Annotated in this window: 12 protein-coding genes and 2 tRNA genes; 3 read left to right on the forward strand and 11 right to left on the reverse strand. The window is 68.3% G+C overall.

The annotated features are described in order from the left end of the window. Positions 1 to 60: 60 nt before the first annotated feature. Positions 61 to 133: transfer RNA gene (locus AC4HOU_RS24530), tRNA-Lys, on the reverse strand. 310 nt (positions 134 to 443) lie between these two features. Between AC4HOU_RS24530 and AC4HOU_RS24535 the strand changes: the two genes are divergently transcribed. Beyond that, complete coding sequence (locus tag AC4HOU_RS24535) at positions 444 to 1,655, forward strand: L,D-transpeptidase (protein ID WP_194991032.1); 1,212 nt, start codon at positions 444 to 446, stop codon at positions 1,653 to 1,655. Positions 1,656 to 1,722: 67 nt separating this feature from the next. Here the strand turns inward: AC4HOU_RS24535 and AC4HOU_RS24540 are convergent, their stop codons facing one another. The 7 genes from AC4HOU_RS24540 to orn all read right to left on the reverse strand — a co-directional run bounded on the left by AC4HOU_RS24540 (position 1,723) and on the right by orn (position 10,007). Beyond that, positions 1,723 to 2,007, reverse strand: a complete 285-nt coding sequence (locus AC4HOU_RS24540; protein WP_163814843.1) for a hypothetical protein — start codon at positions 2,005 to 2,007, stop codon at positions 1,723 to 1,725. A gap of 181 nt (positions 2,008 to 2,188) precedes the next feature. Further along, positions 2,189 to 3,679, reverse strand: coding sequence for an amino acid permease (locus tag AC4HOU_RS24545; protein ID WP_163814842.1), 1,491 nt, complete (start codon positions 3,677 to 3,679; stop codon positions 2,189 to 2,191). 34 nt (positions 3,680 to 3,713) lie between these two features. Further along, entirely contained in the window at positions 3,714 to 4,793 is a 1,080-nt protein-coding gene (locus AC4HOU_RS24550) for a Glu/Leu/Phe/Val family dehydrogenase (protein ID WP_490725363.1), read from the reverse strand. Positions 4,794 to 5,013: 220 nt separating this feature from the next. Further along, positions 5,014 to 8,487, reverse strand: coding sequence for an indolepyruvate ferredoxin oxidoreductase family protein (locus AC4HOU_RS24555; protein ID WP_490725364.1), 3,474 nt, complete (start codon positions 8,485 to 8,487; stop codon positions 5,014 to 5,016). 197 nt (positions 8,488 to 8,684) lie between these two features. Then, positions 8,685 to 9,170 carry an Lrp/AsnC family transcriptional regulator gene (locus tag AC4HOU_RS24560; RefSeq protein WP_490725365.1) on the reverse strand — a complete coding sequence of 162 codons (486 nt, stop codon included), beginning with the start codon at positions 9,168 to 9,170 and terminating at the stop codon, positions 8,685 to 8,687. A gap of 67 nt (positions 9,171 to 9,237) precedes the next feature. Beyond that, positions 9,238 to 9,310: transfer RNA gene (locus AC4HOU_RS24565), tRNA-His, on the reverse strand. 55 nt (positions 9,311 to 9,365) lie between these two features. Beyond that, on the reverse strand, positions 9,366 to 10,007 hold the full coding sequence (gene orn / locus AC4HOU_RS24570) for an oligoribonuclease (RefSeq protein ID WP_163814838.1): 642 nt from the start codon (positions 10,005 to 10,007) through the stop codon (positions 9,366 to 9,368). Positions 10,008 to 10,263: 256 nt separating this feature from the next. Here orn and AC4HOU_RS24575 point away from each other — a divergent pair, with 256 nt between their 5' ends. Continuing rightward, on the forward strand, positions 10,264 to 11,973 hold the full coding sequence (locus AC4HOU_RS24575; RefSeq protein WP_194991028.1) for a helicase HerA-like domain-containing protein: 1,710 nt from the start codon (positions 10,264 to 10,266) through the stop codon (positions 11,971 to 11,973). A 127-nt stretch (positions 11,974 to 12,100) separates the two neighbouring features. Then, positions 12,101 to 13,069: a peptidase gene (locus tag AC4HOU_RS24580; protein WP_163814850.1), complete on the forward strand. Its 969-nt coding sequence runs from the start codon at positions 12,101 to 12,103 to the stop codon at positions 13,067 to 13,069. An 83-nt stretch (positions 13,070 to 13,152) separates the two neighbouring features. Here the strand turns inward: AC4HOU_RS24580 and cmrA are convergent, their stop codons facing one another. From cmrA to AC4HOU_RS24595, 3 genes are all read right to left on the reverse strand, one after another. Further along, positions 13,153 to 13,956: a mycolate reductase gene (gene cmrA / locus AC4HOU_RS24585; RefSeq protein ID WP_163814836.1), complete on the reverse strand. Its 804-nt coding sequence runs from the start codon at positions 13,954 to 13,956 to the stop codon at positions 13,153 to 13,155. Positions 13,957 to 14,017: 61 nt separating this feature from the next. Then, positions 14,018 to 16,054 carry an FAD-dependent oxidoreductase gene (locus AC4HOU_RS24590; RefSeq protein WP_163814835.1) on the reverse strand — a complete coding sequence of 679 codons (2,037 nt, stop codon included), beginning with the start codon at positions 16,052 to 16,054 and terminating at the stop codon, positions 14,018 to 14,020. A 21-nt stretch (positions 16,055 to 16,075) separates the two neighbouring features. Continuing rightward, positions 16,076 to 16,648 carry a PadR family transcriptional regulator gene (locus tag AC4HOU_RS24595; protein ID WP_163814834.1) on the reverse strand — a complete coding sequence of 191 codons (573 nt, stop codon included), beginning with the start codon at positions 16,646 to 16,648 and terminating at the stop codon, positions 16,076 to 16,078. Between the last annotated feature and the right edge of the window lie 145 nt (positions 16,649 to 16,793).

Below are 16,793 nucleotides of genomic sequence, written 5' to 3' on the forward strand. Positions count from 1 at the left end.
CACTTCCCGGAAACGAGAAAGGCCCCGGCGTCGTGTGCCGCCGGGGCCTTCTTGTTACTGTGCGCCATCAGGGACTCGAACCCCGAACCCGCTGATTAAGAGTCAGCTGCTCTGCCAATTGAGCTAATGGCGCGTGCTCCGTGTTTCGGTGCGGGACAGACATTAACAGGCCATGGCGCAGAAAGTGAAATCGATACCTCGCGTGCGGGTGTGGCCTTCGTCGCGTCGCCCGTAACGGCCGCGCGTTCGAGGCGTATCTAACCCTGGAGACTCGCCGCGACGAGCCGGTCGTCACGTTGGGAACCGCCTGCCGGACTGGCAGAATGGCAGAACGTGGTCTCGACCGGTCCCGCCCGGCGCGGTGGGTTGAGCTCGGTGGGTAGTCGGTGGGATCCGAAGCCGTCGGTGCGGGCTGTTGCACCGGGACTTGAAACGGGGTTGAGATGCGCATTGGTCGAGGTCGACATCGGTCGACGTGGAAACTCGCAGGACCGCTGGTCCTGCTCGCTGTCGTGGCGTTGGCATTGCCGTCGTGCTCGTCGTCGAAGGCGACGGACGCGTCGGTCCCGATCGATCGCAACCCCATCACCGAGTTGATCAAGCCGAAACTACTGGCGCCGGTCAAGGATGGCGATGTGGGTGTGTCGCCGGCCGCGCCGATGACGTTCCAGGTCGAGGACGGCAAGTTCACGAACGTGTCGTTGCTCACGCCAGAGCGGGAGCCGGTCAGCGGCACGCTCGCCGCCGACGGCCGTTCGTGGGCCACCACCGAGCCGCTCGGTTACGGGCGGACCTACCAGCTCGTCGCGGAGGCGGTCGGGCTCGGTGGCGCGACCACCAGCACGATGAGCTTCACCACCACCTCGCCCGATAACAAGACCAAGCCCTACCTCATCCCGGGCGAGGGTGAGGTCGTCGGCATCGGCCAGCCGGTGGCGATCCAGTTCGACGAGAACATCCCGAACCGCAAGGCCGCCCAGGAGGCCATCAAGATCACCACCGAGCCCGCGGTCGAGGGCGCGTTCTACTGGGTGAACAATCGCGAAGTCCGTTGGCGGCCGGAGCATTTCTGGGCGCCGGGCACCAAGGTCACCATCGACGTCAACGTCTACGGCAAGGATCTCGGCGACGGTCTCTACGGCGCCGATGACATCCACTCCTACTTCACCATCGGCGATGCGGTGATCTTCACCGCCGACGACGCCACCAAGCAGGTGACGGTCGAGAAGAACGGTGAGGTGATCCGGACCATGCCGACGTCGATGGGTAAGGACAGCACGCCCACCGATAACGGCATCTACATCGTGGCCGACAAGCATCGCGAGATCATCATGGACTCCTCGACCTACGGTGTGTCGGTGAACTCGCCCGACGGGTACCGCACCCCGGTCGATTTCGCGACCCGGATCTCCTACAGCGGCATCTTCTTCCATTCGGCGCCGTGGTCGGTGGGGCAGCAGGGCTATTCGAACACCAGCCACGGCTGCCTGAATCTGAGCCCGGAGAATGCCCGCTGGGTGTTCGAGAACGCCAAGCGCGGCGATATCACCATCGTCAAGAACACCGTCGGCGGCACGCTGTCGGGGGTGGACGGCCTCGGTGACTGGAACATCCCGTGGTCGGAGTGGAAGGCGGGCAACGCCGACGTCGGCTGATCCGACCAGAGAACGCACGAGCGGGCGCCGGTGATCCGGCGCCCGCTCGTTTCGTTTGAGGGTGCGATCAGGGCAGCATGTCGCAGCCCAGGTGGGCGTTGCCCGCCATCGCGGCGGCGCTGCCGGTGGCCGCGCACAGCAGTTTCTCGCCGCCGAGCAGCAGCCGGTCGAGGTTGGGCAGCCCGGCCGAGCCGGTGCCCGAGGATCCGGTGGTGGCCAGGCCACCCGCCGAGCCGCTGCTGGCCGAACCGGAATCGGGCATGTCCGGCAGGCCGACCGCCGCCGCGGCGGTTCCGGCGGATCCGGTGACGAGGGTGGCGCCGATGAAGGCTGCGATTACCGCGGAACGCATCAGGAGAGGTTGTCTTTCTCGTCGAACGGGCGCGCCACGGTGGCTGCCCTCAGCGCAGTCTACGGACCGGCAACGAGATCCACCACACATTCGGATCATGATCGTTTCACACGTCACATCCGCAGGTCGGCGCATGCGTCGGCCCCCGGCTCGCGGGCGAACCGGGGGCCTGCGAGGCCGGCTAGGGCACCGGCGTCAGGGTCTTCTCCTCGGCTGCGGATTGCCGGCCCAGCAACGAGTGGGAGCGGCTGTAGGCGAAGTAGACGACCGTGCCGAGGCCCATCCAGATCACGAACCGCAACCAGGTCTCGATGGACAGATTCAGCATCAGCCACAGGCAGGCCAGCGCTGCCAGGATCGGCAGCACCGGCACGAACGGCACCCGGAACCCGCGCGGCAGATCCGGTCGGGTGCGCCGCAGGATCAGCACACCCACCGACACCAGCACGAACGCGACGAGGGTGCCGATATTGACCATCTCCTCGAGGGTGCCGAAGTCGACGAACCCGGCCAGCAGCGCGCAGACCACGCCGACGAGGACGGTCAGCCGCACCGGGGTGCCCTTGCTGCCGGTCTGGGCGAGGCCGCGCGGGAGCAGGCCGTCGCGCGACATCGCGAACAACACCCTGGTCTGGCCCAGATACATCACCATGACCACCGTCGAGAGCCCGGCGAGCGCGCCGATGGCGATGATGTTCTTCACCCAGGTGGCGCCATTGAGGGCGAAAGCCGTTGCCAGGGTGGCGTTCCCGTCGGCGAGCTGGGTGTAGGAGACCATGCCGGTGAGCACCAGCGACACCGCGACGTAGAGCACGGTCACGATGGCCAGCGAGCCGAAGATGCCACGGGGGACGTCGCGTTGCGGGTTGCGGGTTTCCTCGGCGGTGGTGGCGACGACGTCGAACCCGATGAAGGCGAAGAACACCAGGCTCGCCGCGGCCAGGAGGCCGTACCAGCCGTAGCTGGTGCCGCCGGAACCGGTGAGGAAGGCGAACAGCGACTGGCGCACACCCTCGGCCTTCTCCGAGGGCTCCGACGGCGGCACGTAGGGCGTCAGGTTGGACGGCTTGAAGTAGGTCGCGCCGACCACCAGGACCAGGGCGATCACGCCGAGCTTGATCGCGACGGCGATCGCCGAGACCCGCGACGACAATTTCGTGCCGGTGGCCAGCAATACGCCGACGATCGCGATGATCACCACCGCGCCCCAGTCGAAGTTCACCGATCCGATCTGGACGACCGGTGCGCTGGAACCGAGCACTTCGCCGAGATACTGCGACCAGCCCTTCGCCACCACCGATACCGCAAGGGCGAATTCCAGGATCAGATCCCAGCCGATGATCCACGCGATGACCTCGCCGAAGGTCGCGTAGGCGTAGGTGTAGGCGCTGCCTGCCACCGGCACCGTCGAGGCGAATTCGGCGTAGCACAGTGCGGTCAGCCCGCACGCGATCGCCGCGAAGACGAACGCCAGCGAGACCGAGGGCCCGGCCACCGTGCCCGCCGTGCGTGCGGTGAGGGTGAAGATGCCCGCCCCGATGACGACCGCGACACCGAAGATGGTGAGGTCCTTGGCCGTCAGGTCCTTGCGCAGTTTCGAATCCGGTTCATCGGTATCCCGGATCGACTGTTCCACCGATTTGGTGCGGAACATTCCGCTCGCGATCGCCATTGCAGGTCTCCTCTCTGAAACTCCGCCGGCGCCGTCAGAGTGACCGCGGGATGGCGTCGAGGCGGCGTTCGGCGAACCGATTGGCGGCCTCGCCGGTACCGATGCCGTCGGATTTCGCGGCGGCGATGATGTCGCGGCAGCGGTCGAAGATGCCCGCCACCTCGAATTCGACTTCGGCCGCGGCGGCGGCCCGCAGCTCGCCCGCCACCTGGATGAGCCCGCCGGCGTTGGCGACGAAATCGGGCACCCAGGTGATGCCGCGTTCGGTGAGCAGCCGTTCCACGCCTGGATCGGCCAGCTGGTTGTTGGCGGCGCCGCAGATGAGCTTCGCCTCGATATCGGCGGCGCTGGTGCTGGTCAGGGTGGCGCCGAGGGCGCAGGGCGCGTAGACGTCGACGGGTGCGGTCGATACCGCCCCGAGCAATCGCACCGAGGGGTGCTGTTCGGCCACCCGCTGCATGGCCGCCTCGTTCACGTCCGCCACGCAGACCTCCGCGCCGTCGGCGAGCAGCAGCGCGATGAGTTCGCGCCCGACCTTGCCCGCGCCCTCGACGCCGACCGTGCGGCCAGCGAGGGTCGGTGCGCCCCAGACCGATTCGGCGCCGGCGCGCATCGAGTGGAAGACGCCGAGGGCGGTCAGCCGGGCGCTGTCGCCGGAGCCGCCCGCGGCGACGCTGCGGCCGGTGACGTGCCGGGTGTGCCTGCCGATGACATCGAGATCGTCGGTATCGGTGCCGACATCGCCGGCGGTGATGTAGCGCCCGCCGAGAGTGTCGACGAACCGGGCGTAGGCGGCGAGCAGCTGCTCGCTCTTGTCGGTGGCCGGATCACCGATGATGACGGCTTTGCCGCCGCCCAGATGCACTCCGGCGGCCGCCGCCTTGTAGGTCATGCCCCAGGACAGCCGCAGCACGTCCAGCAATGCCGCGGATTCGTCGGCGTACGGGTAGAAGCGGGTGCCGCCGAGGGCGGGGCCGAGCGCGGTCGAATGGATCGCGATGATGGCTTTCAGGCCCGTCTTGTCGTCCTCGCAGAACACCACCTGTTCATGCCGCCGGGCGCTGAGCTCGTGCGAGCGGCCGAAGACTCCTGCCTCGGTGTGCAGAACTGTCACTGTCGATTCCTTTCCTGGGCGCCGAGCAGCCGTGCCGGTGGGCGGGCGGCTGCCGCGGCTGGATTGTTCGCCGCTGGTGTGCGGCGGATTTCTGTTGTCGCTCTGCGATGTGCGGCGTCGGCTGGCGCACGCGGGCGTGTGTGCCCGAGTCGATGCGTCGGCGCCGCTGCGCCGTCCGGATGGGTCGCCGGTCCGCGTTGTGTGGCAGGCCGGCTCGCGATCAGTGCTCGATGCCGAGTTCGCGCAATCCGGCCCAATACCGCTCGACATTGCCGAGCTTCACGTCCTCGTAGCCCCGCACCACATCGGGCAGTTCGGCGGCTTTCGTGGCGATGTCGTACGACTCGCTGGTGAGCTCGTCGGCCAGGCGGCGCACCATGTCGGTGTAGTGGGCGAGCAGTTCGCGTTCGATCTTGCGGACGTGGGCGTAGCCGAACGGATCGAACCTGGTGCCGCGCAGCACCTTGCCCTTGGCCAGAACCTTCAGCACCCCATGCGATTTCGGGCCGAAGCCGACCTTCTTGCGCCGGCCCATGGCACGCAGCACCGGCGGATGCAGCTGGTAGGTGAGTTTCTCCCCGCCCGGCACCTGCGCCCGCACCTCGGCCAGGAACGCCGGATCCACCAGCAGCCGCGCCACTTCGTACTCGTCCTTGTAAGCGGTGAACTTGTACAGCCCGCGTGCGACGGCCGCGCTGAAATCGGTGCGGTCGGTGACCGCCCGCTCGGCCGACCACACCCGCTGCACGGTGTCGATGTAACGCCGAGCCACCGTGGCGTTCTGATAGCCGATCAGTTCGGCCGCGCGCCGCTCGACCAGCCGCCGCACCTCACCCTCGAAGTCGGTGTGCGCCAGCAGATGCGCAGGCACCGGCGGCGGGGTGCGCCGCGGCTGCCCCTCATCGACAGCCGCGGCGAAGGCCGCCGGATCGGCGATGGCGGCGCGTCCCCAGCGAAAGGCGGCGATGGTGCTGTCCACCGCGACGCCGTTGATCCCGATGGCCTCCTCGATCGCCGCGGCGGGCAACCGCAGCCCACCGCTTTGCACGGCCGCGCCGACGATCAGGAAGTTGGCGGCCGCGGTGTTGCCGAACAGTGTCTGCGCGGCAGCCAGCGCGTCGAAATGCCGCACCGAGCTCGTTGCCGCGGTGAGCCGGTCCAGCAGGAGGCCGGTGTCGGGGTAGGCGACCGACTTGTCGTAGACCATGTCGCCGGTCGGGGTCTGGCTGGTCGAGGCGACCGCCACGGTGCTCGTCGCGTTGCCGTACTGGAGGTAGCGCGGGTCGGTGGCGGTGAGCAGGTCGATCGCCATGAGGCAATCGGCGCTGCCCGGGGTGAGCCGGTTGGACGGTTCGAGGGCGGTCGCGGAGAAGCGCAGGTGCGAGACGACCGGACCGGCCTTCTGGCTCAAACCGATCTGATCGAGGCTTTCCACCTCGTAGCCGGCGCGCAGCGCGGCGGTCGCCAGCACCTGGTTCACGGTGACGATGCCGGTGCCGCCGATACCGGCGATGAGCACATTCTGCGTGCCTTCGGGAGCACCGAGGCCGGGATCCGGCACGACGGGCGGCTGCGCGCCCTTCTTCGGGGTGCGGCCCTTCTTGCGCGGGGTGAGCTCGACGGTCACGAACGACGGGCAGTCGCCGTCCAGGCAGCTGTAGTCGGTGTTGCACGAGGTCTGATCGATGCGGGTCTTGCGACCGAATTCGGTCTCCACCGGCTGCACCGACAGGCAGTTGGACTTGGTGCCGCAGTCGCCGCAGCCCTCGCAGACCGCCTCGTTGATCACCACGCGGGTAGTGCGCGCCGGCAGCGTGCCGCGTTTGCGCTGCCTGCGGGCATCGGCCGCGCAGTGCTGGTCGTAGATCAGCACCGTGACGCCCTTGATCTCGCGCAGCATTCGCTGCGCTTCGTCGAGGCGGTCGCGATGCCACAGCAGCGTGCCCTTGGCCAGGTCCTTTTTCCTGTGCCGCTGCGGCTCGTCGGCGCAGATGATGATCTTCTTGACGCCCTCGATGGTCAGCTTGTGGGTCAGCTGGGCGACGGTCAGGATGCCTTCGACATCCTGGGCGCCGGTCATGGCCACGACCTCGTTGTAGAGCAGTTTGTAGGTGATGTTCACCCCGGCCGCCACGCATGCCTGCACGGCGAGCTGCCCGGAGTGGAAGAAGGTGCCGTCGCCGATGTTCTGGAACAGGTGCGGCACATCGGTGAACGGCGCCTGCCCGATCCACTGGCTGCCCTCGCCGCCCATCTGGGTCAGTCCGGTGACGGCGCTGTCGCTGCGGCCGGACATGGTCACCAGGGTGTGGCAGCCGATTCCGCCGCCGCCGAGGGAGCCCTCGGGCAGCGCGGTGGAGCGGTTGTGCGGGCAGCCGCTACAGAAGTAGGGCGTGCGCTTGGCGGAGAGCACCTCCAGCGAGAGGGGTGGCGGCGCGGTCCTTTTCAGTTCGACCCGCTCACGCAGCACCCGGCGCAGCGGTGCGAGCAACCGGCCGGCGGTCAGTTCGCCGTCCACCGGCATGAGCCGGGCCCCGCGCTCGTCCTGCTTGCCGAGGATGCGCGGAGCGTCCGCGGTGCCGTAGAGGATCTCGCGGATCTGCGTTTCGATGAACGCCGTCTTGTCCTCGACCACCACCAGTTGTTCGAGCCCGCGGGCGAATTCGGTGACGGTGTCCGCGCCGACGGGGTAGGGCATCCCGATCCGCAGCAGCCGGATACCGGCGCGGTGCATGGCGGCCTCATCGACGCCGAGGTCGAGCAGCGCCTGGCGGACCGCGTCGAAGGTGGTGCCGGTGGCGGCGATCCCGATCCTGGCCTCGGCCGGATCGACCTCGATGACGTCGAGATCGTTGGCCGCGCCGTACGCGCGGACCATCGCCAAGCGCGGGCCGTACAGATCGGCCTCGGCGAGCACACTGTCGGTCGGGGCCGCCATCGGACGCTGCCGGTAGACGAAAGGCTTTCCCTCCCAGTGCAGCTCGGGCACCACGATCGGCCGGTCGGCGACCGAGGCGTCGACGGTCCACGCGCCGTCGGCGACGTCGGCGACGATCTTCATCGCCACCACGCAGCCGGAGGCGCGCGAGAGCGCAACGCCCTGCATGCCCATGGTGATGATCTCTTCAGCGTTGCGCGGGAACAGCACCGGCACGCCCAGCGCGGCCAGCGACCGCTCGCTCACCGCGGGTACCGTCGAGGATTTCGAGGCCGGATCGTCCCCGACCAGCAACAGCACGCCACCGCGCGGATTGACCCCGTACATGTTGGCGTGCCGGATGGCATCGGTGGCGCGGTCCACACCCGGCCCCTTGCCGTACCAGACCCCGACGACGCCGTCGTGGGTGGCACGGCCGGCGGGCAGGTCCGCCTGGCTGCCCCACACCGAGGTCGCGGCCAGCTCTTCGTTGAGCCCGGGCACGAAGGTGATGTCGTGTTCGGCGAGCACCTCCGGCATGCCGAACAGCATCTTGTCCACCCCGCCCAGCGGGCTGCCCTGATAGCCGGAGACGAACGTCGCGACCCGGCGGCCTGCCCGGATATCACGCACATGCTGCTCGACGAGCAGTCGTGCGATGGCCTGGACACCGGTGAGCAGGACCGGGCCCGCCCCGGAGCGGTAACGGTCGGCGAGGTCGTACGGCGTGGTCGGCTCGGCCTGGGGCACACAGGTCGGACAGGCAACGGTCGTCATGACACCTCACCACTCTTTCCACAACCCAGATCGTGAGCTGCAAACGAAGGGACTTGCGTTCGGTGCAGCGAAATGTGCCGTGGATGGGTGATCTGTGTCAACAGTCGGCCGAAAGGTTGATCAATCTGCTCAAAAGTGATCTGGAGCACTTCGCGACGTGCGTCAGTTTGCTCGAGCCGGGAGAGATCTGGGTCACATCACGACGGGGGTGGCGCCTTCGTCAGATGCTCGACGATGGGCAGGCAGCGATATTGGATCGGAGTGGCCAGCGCGAGCATGGTCTCGGTGTGCTTGACCCCTGGGATGGCGTGCACGCGCTGAATGATCTCGAGCAGGTCCTGCTGGGTGCGGGCCGCGATGCGCACGAGCAGATCGGCGCGGCCGGTCGTCGCGTGCACCTCGAGCACATGCGGGAAGGTGCGCAACGCTTCGACGATGGCGTCCATCTTGTTCTGATCGAGTTCGATGCCGAGGAAGGCGTGCACGGCGAACCCCACGGCCTGCAGGTCCACATCGGGCGGGTATCCGCGCACCGCGCCCGAGGATTCGAGCCGCTTCATCCTGGCCTGGACGGTGTTGCGGGCGATACCGAGACGCTGAGCGAGTTCGAGGATCGGCGCGCGCGGATCGGCGGCCAGCTCGGCCAGCAGTGCGGCGTCGAGAGCGTCGATCTTGATGGTCATGACGCATTCTCGCACGGTGAAAAAGTTCGGGCCCGGGAGAAAGATCTCCCGGGCCCGAACTCCCTTGGGTGAGTGACGGGACTCGAACCCGCGACAGCCAGGATCACAACCTGGTGCTCTACCAACTGAACTACACTCACCATCGCCGGTGCGACACCGGCGCGGTCGATAGTAGCGCGTCAACCCCCTTCGGAGCTAATCGGTTACCGGCGAGTCGTTGACCTGCGGGTTTTCCGCTTCGCCCATGACCTCGGCGGCCACCGCCGCGATCTCCGCGGTCGACGGGCCCGGTGCGGGCACGAACGCGGTGCGCCGGTAGTACTCCAACTCGCGGATGGATTCCTTGATATCGGCCAGCGCGCGGTGCGTGAGGCCCTTCTCCGGCTGGCCGAAGTAGATCCGCGGATACCAGCGGCGGCACAGCTCCTTGATCGAGCTGACGTCGATCATCCGGTAGTGCAGGTGGCTGTCGAGCGCGGACATATCGCGCGCGATGAAGGCGCGGTCGGTGGCGATCGAATTACCTGCCAGTGGCACCGTGCCCGGAGTCGGGGCGAACTGGCGGATGTAGTCGAGCACCTGCTGCTCGGCCTCTTCCAGGGTCACCGTGGAGCGGCGGACCTCGTCGGTGAGGCCGGAGCGGGCGTGCATGTCGGCGACCACGGGCGGCATGGCGGCCAGCGCCTCGTCATCGGCGTGGATGACGATGTCGACGCCGTCGCCGAGAATATTGAGGTCGCTGTCGGTCACGAGTGCGGCCACCTCGATCAGCTTGTCGCTGTCCAGGCGCAGCCCGGTCATCTCGCAATCCATCCACACCACTAATTTGTCGGACACTCGCCATACCCTAGTCAGCGCGGAACCGGGCGTGTCCGATTACCTCACTTCACCTGTGCGCGTCCGATCCGGCGATACGCTGTTGGCCAGGTACATCGCCGGTGGTGAGGTACCGCTCGGTAGTCCGGTTAGGCGTTCGGCACTGCGGGAAAGCCGCAGGCGAAGTACCCGCCCATTCGGAGCTCCTGGAGCAGCGGCCGTGCGTGTCTCGGCCCTCCGGGTGGCGGGTGTTCGGCTCGACACAGGAGGAGCTGCGATGACCACCCCACAGGAGAAGGCCGCGGCCGCGCGCAAGGCAGCCGAGGAAGCCGCACGCGTCGCCGCCGAGGCGGCGGCTGCGGCCGAAGCCGCCGAAGCGGAGGCGGCTGCGGCCGATTCCGGCGGGGGCGCCGCGTCCGGTGGCGGTGCCGAGGCCGGTGGAGGTGCCGCGGCCGGGGGTGGCGGTTCGGAAGCAGCGCAGCAGATCGCGGCCGGGTACGCGGTCGAGGGGGCAGCGCTCGAACTGGGCACCGTCGTCGTCGACGGCACGGTCGATCCCACTGCGCGGGTGCGGATTCCGCTGCGGACGATGAACCGGCACGGTCTGGTCGCAGGCGCCACCGGTACCGGTAAGACGAAAACGTTGCAGGGCATCGCCGAACAGCTCTCCCGGGCCGGAGTGCCGGTGGTGCTGGCCGATGTGAAGGGCGATCTGTCCGGGCTGTCGCGGCCGGGGGAGCAGAACGAGAAGCTGGCGCAGCGAGCGGTGGAGACCGCGGCCACCGACTGGGCGCCCACCGGGTTCCCCACCGAATTCGTCTCGCTGGGAACCGGCGGTCTCGGGGTGCCGATCCGCGCGACCATCACCTCGTTCGGTCCGATCCTGCTCAGTAAGGTGCTCGGGCTCAACGAAACCCAGGAGTCCACGCTCGGGCTGATCTTCCACTGGGCCGACAAGCAGGGCCTCGGCCTGCTCGATCTGAAGGATCTGCGCGCGGTGATCCAGCATCTCACCAGCCCGGAAGGGAAGGCCGATCTGCAAGGCATCGGCGGAGTTTCGGCATCGACGGCCGGGGTGATCCTGCGCGCGCTGGTGAACCTGGAGGCCGACGGCGGCGATACCTTCTTCGGTGAACCCGAACTCGATCCGGCCGATCTGCTGCGCACCGAGGGTGGGCAGGGCGTGATCACCCTGTTCGAGCTCGGCGCGCAGGCGGCGCGGCCGGCGATGTTCTCCACCTTCCTGATGTGGGTGCTGGCCGATCTGTTCCAGACCCTGCCCGAAGTAGGAGATGTGGACAAGCCCGAGCTGGTCTTCATCTTCGACGAGGCGCATCTGCTGTTCGCCGACGCGTCGAAGGCGTTTCTCGATCAGGTGGAGCAGACCGTCAAGCTGATCCGCTCCAAGGGTGTCGGCGTGTTCTTCTGCACCCAGTTGCCAACCGATATCCCGAACGCGGTGCTCTCGCAGCTCGGCGCGCGGATCCAGCACGCGTTACGCGCGTTCACCCCCGACGATCAGAAGGCACTGTCGAAGACGGTGCGCACCTACCCGAAGACCGACACCTACGATCTGGAACAGGCGCTCACCTCCCTCGGCATCGGCGAGGCGGTCGTCACTGTGCTCTCCGAACGCGGCGCCCCGACGCCGGTGGCGTGGACCAGAATTCAGCCGCCGCGTTCGCTCATGGACACCATCGGCGGCGACGCCATCAAGTCCCGAGCACTGGCCAGTGCGCTGCACGGCAAATACGGGCAGACCGTGGACCGGGAATCGGCCTACGAGATGCTCGCCGCCAACGTCGCTGCGGCCGAACCCGAGGCCGAGCGGGAACCCGTGCCCGGCCGGTCACCGAGCGCGCAGGAGGATTCGGCCGCCGAACGCATCATGAAGAACCCGGCGGTGAAGAGCTTCCTGCGCTCGGCCGCCACGGTCGCGGGCCGCGAGATCACCCGCACCCTCTTCGGGACCCGCAAGCGCCGCTGACGTCGGGCGGAGCGTCGATCCGACCTTCCGTTGAGGCCCGCGCCGGACCCGCCGACCTATTTGCGCGCCGGTAGCTCCTGCGGCAGACTCGACAGCCCGGCACCGATTCGGGAGGACGGCCGTGAGGATGTTCCGCGCGCTCGCGCTCAGTGCCTTGGCGTTCATTTCCGTGATCGGCTGCGGGGCCGATCCGAGCGAGCCGGCCGATCCGGCGGCCCCAGCACCATTCCCGGCGCCGGTGATCCCGGCGCCGCCGCCGGAATTCTGGTCGACGCCGGCGGGTACCCCGCAGCAGCACGCCACCGTCGCGCAGGCGACCAGGCAGATCGACGTGTGCTCGCTGATTCCGCGCGATGTCCTCGACGACCTCGGCGGGGTCGAGAGCGTCACCGTCGGCCTCGACTCGTGCCGGGCGACCCTCGGCACCCAGGGCGCGGACAGCACCCTGACCTGGCATGCCACCCTGCTGCCCGAGCTGCGGCCGGGGCACGGCGTCGGCAAACAGCTCGGCGATGTGAGCGTGCTGCTGGTGCCCGACCGCCCCGACGGGCCGCCCGGCTCCTGTGGCGCGACCGCCCGCTTCCCGGCCGGCGCCGCGTTCTATCTCGGCGCGACCACGCCGGGGCAGGACCCGTGCGCGGTCGCCGACCGGCTGCTGCCCGGCATGATCGAGCGCTGGCGGCAGTCACCGCCGCAGGGCACCTCGCCCGACACCGTGGCGACGGTGCTGCTCGGCGCCGACCCGTGCGCGGTGCGTGCGAAGCTGGCCGGCACCACCGACACCGATCAGCGCAGGCTCACCCAATGCCTGTTCGGCTATCGCAACGAGACCGTCACCGTGAGCTACGAGTACCGCGATCCGGCCCATGTCGCGGCAGGCAGCACCGTGGAGAAGATCGGCGACCGCGACGTGCACCGCTGGGTTTCGCTCTACGACAGCCGCATTCCCATCCTGACCGCGGTGGTCGGCCCCGCACTGCCCTCCGGCAGTACCGAATCCGGCGCGCGCGTGCCGATCGTCGAGGTCTCCGCCGCTACTTACGAGGTGACCAGGGAGGTCATGGAGCAGGTGCTCGCCTTGTTCCCGGCGCGGTGAGACCACGGTGGACCGGTTGCGCGGGGCAGTGCCGGAGATCGGGGCGCCCGACCGTATCGCCGCAGGTCATCGGGCTGCGCTGATCAGCCGCCGAGCTTCCGGTAGAACGCTCCGGCGACCGGCGCGGTGACCGCGCGCGGCCCGTACTGCCCGGCCACACTCATCCCCTTCGAGATCAGCCCGGGCACGATCCGCATCTTGTTGCGGGCCAGGGCGTCGATGGAGACCCTTGCGGTGTACTCGGAGGAGACCCACATGAAATCGGGCACCATCCGGTCGACGATGGAGGCTTCGGCCGGATCCGGCGTCTCGGTGCGGACCGGGCCTGGGGCCAGCAGCGTGACGTGCACGCCGGTGCCCTTCAGCTCGCCGCGCAGCGATTCGGAGAAGGTATTGGCGAAGGCCTTGCTCGCGGCGTAGGTGGCATTGTTCGGGATGGGCATATTGCCCGCTGCCGAGCCGCTGATCAGGATGCCGCCCGCGCGGCGCTCGATCATGCCCGGCAGCACCGCAAGGCTGAGGTCGTGTACGGCGACGGCGTTGAGTTCGAGCTGGTCGCGTTCGTAGGCGGGGTCGAGCTCGGCGACCGGGCCGAAGGTGGCGATGCCGGCGTTGTTGCACAGGATCGCGATATCGCGCGCCGACAGCTCCTCCACCAGCGGCGCCCGCTGCTCCCGGTCGGCCAGGTCGACCGCGCGCACCTCGGCGGTGATGCCGTGCGCGAGGGTCAGTCGCTGCGCCAGTTCCTCGAGGACGTCACCGCGGCGGGCCACCAGGATCAGCGAGTAGCCGCGCATGGCCAGCTCGGCTGCCAGCGCGGTTCCGATCCCGGACGACGCTCCGGTGACGACGGCACGGTTATCGGCGGTGGGGGAAGGCAAGCTCACGCCATGAGCGTAAGCGACTCGCGCCCGTGCGGCTGTGTCAGCTCACCTCCCCTACGCGGGCTCAGAGCCGAGCGGCCAAGCGGGTGCCCTGGTCGATCGCGCGCTTCGCGTCGAGCTCGGCGGCGAGTTCGGCGCCACCGATCAGGTGCGGGTTCACCCCGGCCGCGCGCAACTCGTTTTCCAGATCGCGCACCGATTCCTGGCCTGCGCAGATGACCACGTTGTCGACCGGGATCAACTGCGGACGTTCCCGCTTCTCCCCGAAGCTGATGTGCAGTCCGTTGTCGTCGATGCGTTCGTAGTTGACGCCGCCGATCTGCTCGACGCCCTTGGCCTTCAGCGCCGCCCGATGCACCCAGCCGGTGGTCTTGCCCAGGCTCTTGCCGAAGGCGCCGGACTTGCGTTGCAGTAGCACCACATCGCGGGCCGCGGGGGAGGGGACGGGGGTGGCGAGCTGGCCGCGCACCTGCTCATCGGCCGAATCGACGCCCCACTCCTGCTTCCATTCGTCCAGTTTCAGCGTGGGATGGCCCTCGACGGTGAGGAATTCGCTGACGTCGTAGCCGATGCCGCCCGCGCCGATCACCGCCACTCGCTTGCCGACCGGTTTCTCCTCCCGCACCAGTTCGGCGTAGGTGAGCACCATCGGATGGTCGATGCCGGGGATGTCGGGGATGCGTGGACGCACGCCGGTGGCCAGCACCACCTCGTCGTAGCGGCCTTCGATGAGTTCGGCGGCGGTGGCGCGTTTTCCGAGGTGCACGGTGACGCCGGTGAGTTCGAGTTTGCGGGTGAAGTACCGGATGGACTCGTCGAATTCTTCCTTGCCCGGGATGCGGCGGGCGATGTCGAACTGGCCACCGATCTTGTCATCGGCCTCGAACAGCTCCACTCGATGTCCGCGCTCGGCCAGGTTCACCGCGGCCGAGAGCCCGGCGGGCCCGGCGCCGACCACCGCGATGCGCTTGCTGCGCCGCGTGGGCAGCAGCTTCAGCTCGGTTTCGTGCCCGGCGCGCGGGTTGAGCAGGCAGGACACCGTTTTGTGCTGGAAGGCGTGGTCGAGGCAGGCCTGGTTGCAGGCGATACAGGTGTTGATCTCGTCGACCCGGTTCTGCGCGGCCTTGTTGACCCACTCCGGGTCCGACAGGAACGGGCGCGCCAGCGACACCAGCTGGGCATCGCCGCGGGTGAGGATCTCCTCGGCGATCTCGGGCATATTGATCCGGTTCGACGCGCAGACCGGGATGTTCACCTGCGCGGTGATCTTGGCGGTGAACTCGACGAACGCCGCGCGCGGCACCGAGGTCACGATCGTCGGAACGCGCGCCTCGTGCCAGCCGATATCGGTATTGAGGATGCTGACGCCCGCGGCCTCGAGTTCCTGTGCCAGCGCGACGATCTCGTCGAAGGTCTGGCCCTGCTCCACCAGCTCGGCCATCGACAGCCGGAACACGATGATGAAATCCTCGCCCACCGCGGCCCGGGTGCGGCGCACGATCTCGACGGCCAGCCTGCGCCGGTTCTCCGGCGTTCCGCCCCATTTGTCGGTGCGCTTGTTGGTGCGCGGTGCGAGGAACTGGTTGATGAAATACCCTTCACCACCCATGATTTCGACGCCGTCGTAGCCGGCGAACTTCGCCAGCCGGGCGCAGCGGGCGTAATCGTCGATGGTCTGCTCGATGCCCTTGGCCGAGAGCTTGCGCGGCCGGAACGGGTTGATCGGCGCCTTGATCGAGGAGGCCGACACGCTTCCGGGCATATAGGAGTACCGGCCGGCGTGCAGGATCTGGATGGCGATCTTGGCGCCCTCGGCGTGCACCGCGCGGGTGATGACGCGATGCCGGTAGGCCTCGGTCTTGTTGGTGAGTTTGGCGCCGAAGGGCAGCAGCCAGCCGGTGCGGTTGGGTGCGTAGCCGCCGGTGATGATGAGCCCGACACCGCCGCGTGCGCGTTCGGCGAAGTAGGCCGCGAGCCGGTTGGTGTCCCAGGCCCGATCTTCGAGGCCGGTATGCATCGACCCCATGATCACGCGATTGCGCAAGGTGGTGTGGCCGAGATCGAGGGGCTCGAACAGGTGGGGGTAGCTGGTCGATCGCACGAGCGGGCTCGCTTTCTTACCTCAGTTCGCGCCCGGGGCTGTCGGACGCGAGGGCGGAGTGTCGGGTCGCAGGGCTTGCAGGACCTCGTCGCACCATTCGGCGGACCCGAGCTCCTTGCGGATGCCCGCGCGGAGCACCAGGTACTGGTGCAGCCCGGTTCCGGTGAGCTGATCCGGCGCCGGGAAGTCTCGTTTCTCGATGAGCCGGTACAGCTCGAGTTGCCGCAGGTGTTCATCGCGACGCCGGGCGACCTCGGTGAGCAGGGCGTCCAGATCGCCGTAGGCGGCGGCGCGCACCTTGACGAAGAATTCGCTGCGCTCGCGTTCGGGTTCGGTGGGTTCGGCGATCCAGCGCGCCAATTCCGCGCGACCGGCCTCGCTCACCGAGTAGACCTTCTTGTCCGGCCTGCCCTCCTGGGCCACCGATTCGCTGTGCAGCCAGCCGGATTCCTCCATGCGGCGCAGCACGCGATAGATCTGCTGATGGGTGGCGCTCCAGAAATAGCCGATCGACTTGTCGAACCGCCGCGCCAGCTCGTATCCGGACCCGGCGCGTTCGGTCAGCGATACCAGCAGCGCATGCTCGAGTGCCATGCCACACAGAGTATCCGAGACCGCAAGTACTATGCAACTGGGTGCATATAAATCCTTCAGGTGTGTAGGACCAGCGTAGGCCGGACGCCCCGCGGCTCGGTAGGGGCTGCGCCCGCGCCTGCTCGGCGACTGCGCGATTCGCCCT

Source organism: Nocardia sp. JCM 38205, from assembly GCF_058222935.1.

Excerpts from the sequence above, each read along its gene's own strand:
- AC4HOU_RS24535 (WP_194991032.1), top strand. The coding sequence starts at position 444 with ATGCGCATTGGTCGAGGTCGACATCGGTCGACGTGGAAACTCGCAGGA.
- AC4HOU_RS24540 (WP_163814843.1), bottom strand. The coding sequence starts at position 2,007 with ATGCGTTCCGCGGTAATCGCAGCCTTCATCGGCGCCACCCTCGTCACC.
- AC4HOU_RS24545 (WP_163814842.1), bottom strand. The coding sequence starts at position 3,679 with ATGGCGATCGCGAGCGGAATGTTCCGCACCAAATCGGTGGAACAGTCG.
- AC4HOU_RS24555 (WP_490725364.1), bottom strand. The coding sequence starts at position 8,487 with ATGACGACCGTTGCCTGTCCGACCTGTGTGCCCCAGGCCGAGCCGACC.
- AC4HOU_RS24560 (WP_490725365.1), bottom strand. The coding sequence starts at position 9,170 with ATGACCATCAAGATCGACGCTCTCGACGCCGCACTGCTGGCCGAGCTG.
- AC4HOU_RS24575 (WP_194991028.1), top strand. The coding sequence starts at position 10,264 with ATGACCACCCCACAGGAGAAGGCCGCGGCCGCGCGCAAGGCAGCCGAG.
- AC4HOU_RS24580 (WP_163814850.1), top strand. The coding sequence starts at position 12,101 with ATGTTCCGCGCGCTCGCGCTCAGTGCCTTGGCGTTCATTTCCGTGATC.
- AC4HOU_RS24595 (WP_163814834.1), bottom strand. The coding sequence starts at position 16,648 with ATGGCACTCGAGCATGCGCTGCTGGTATCGCTGACCGAACGCGCCGGG.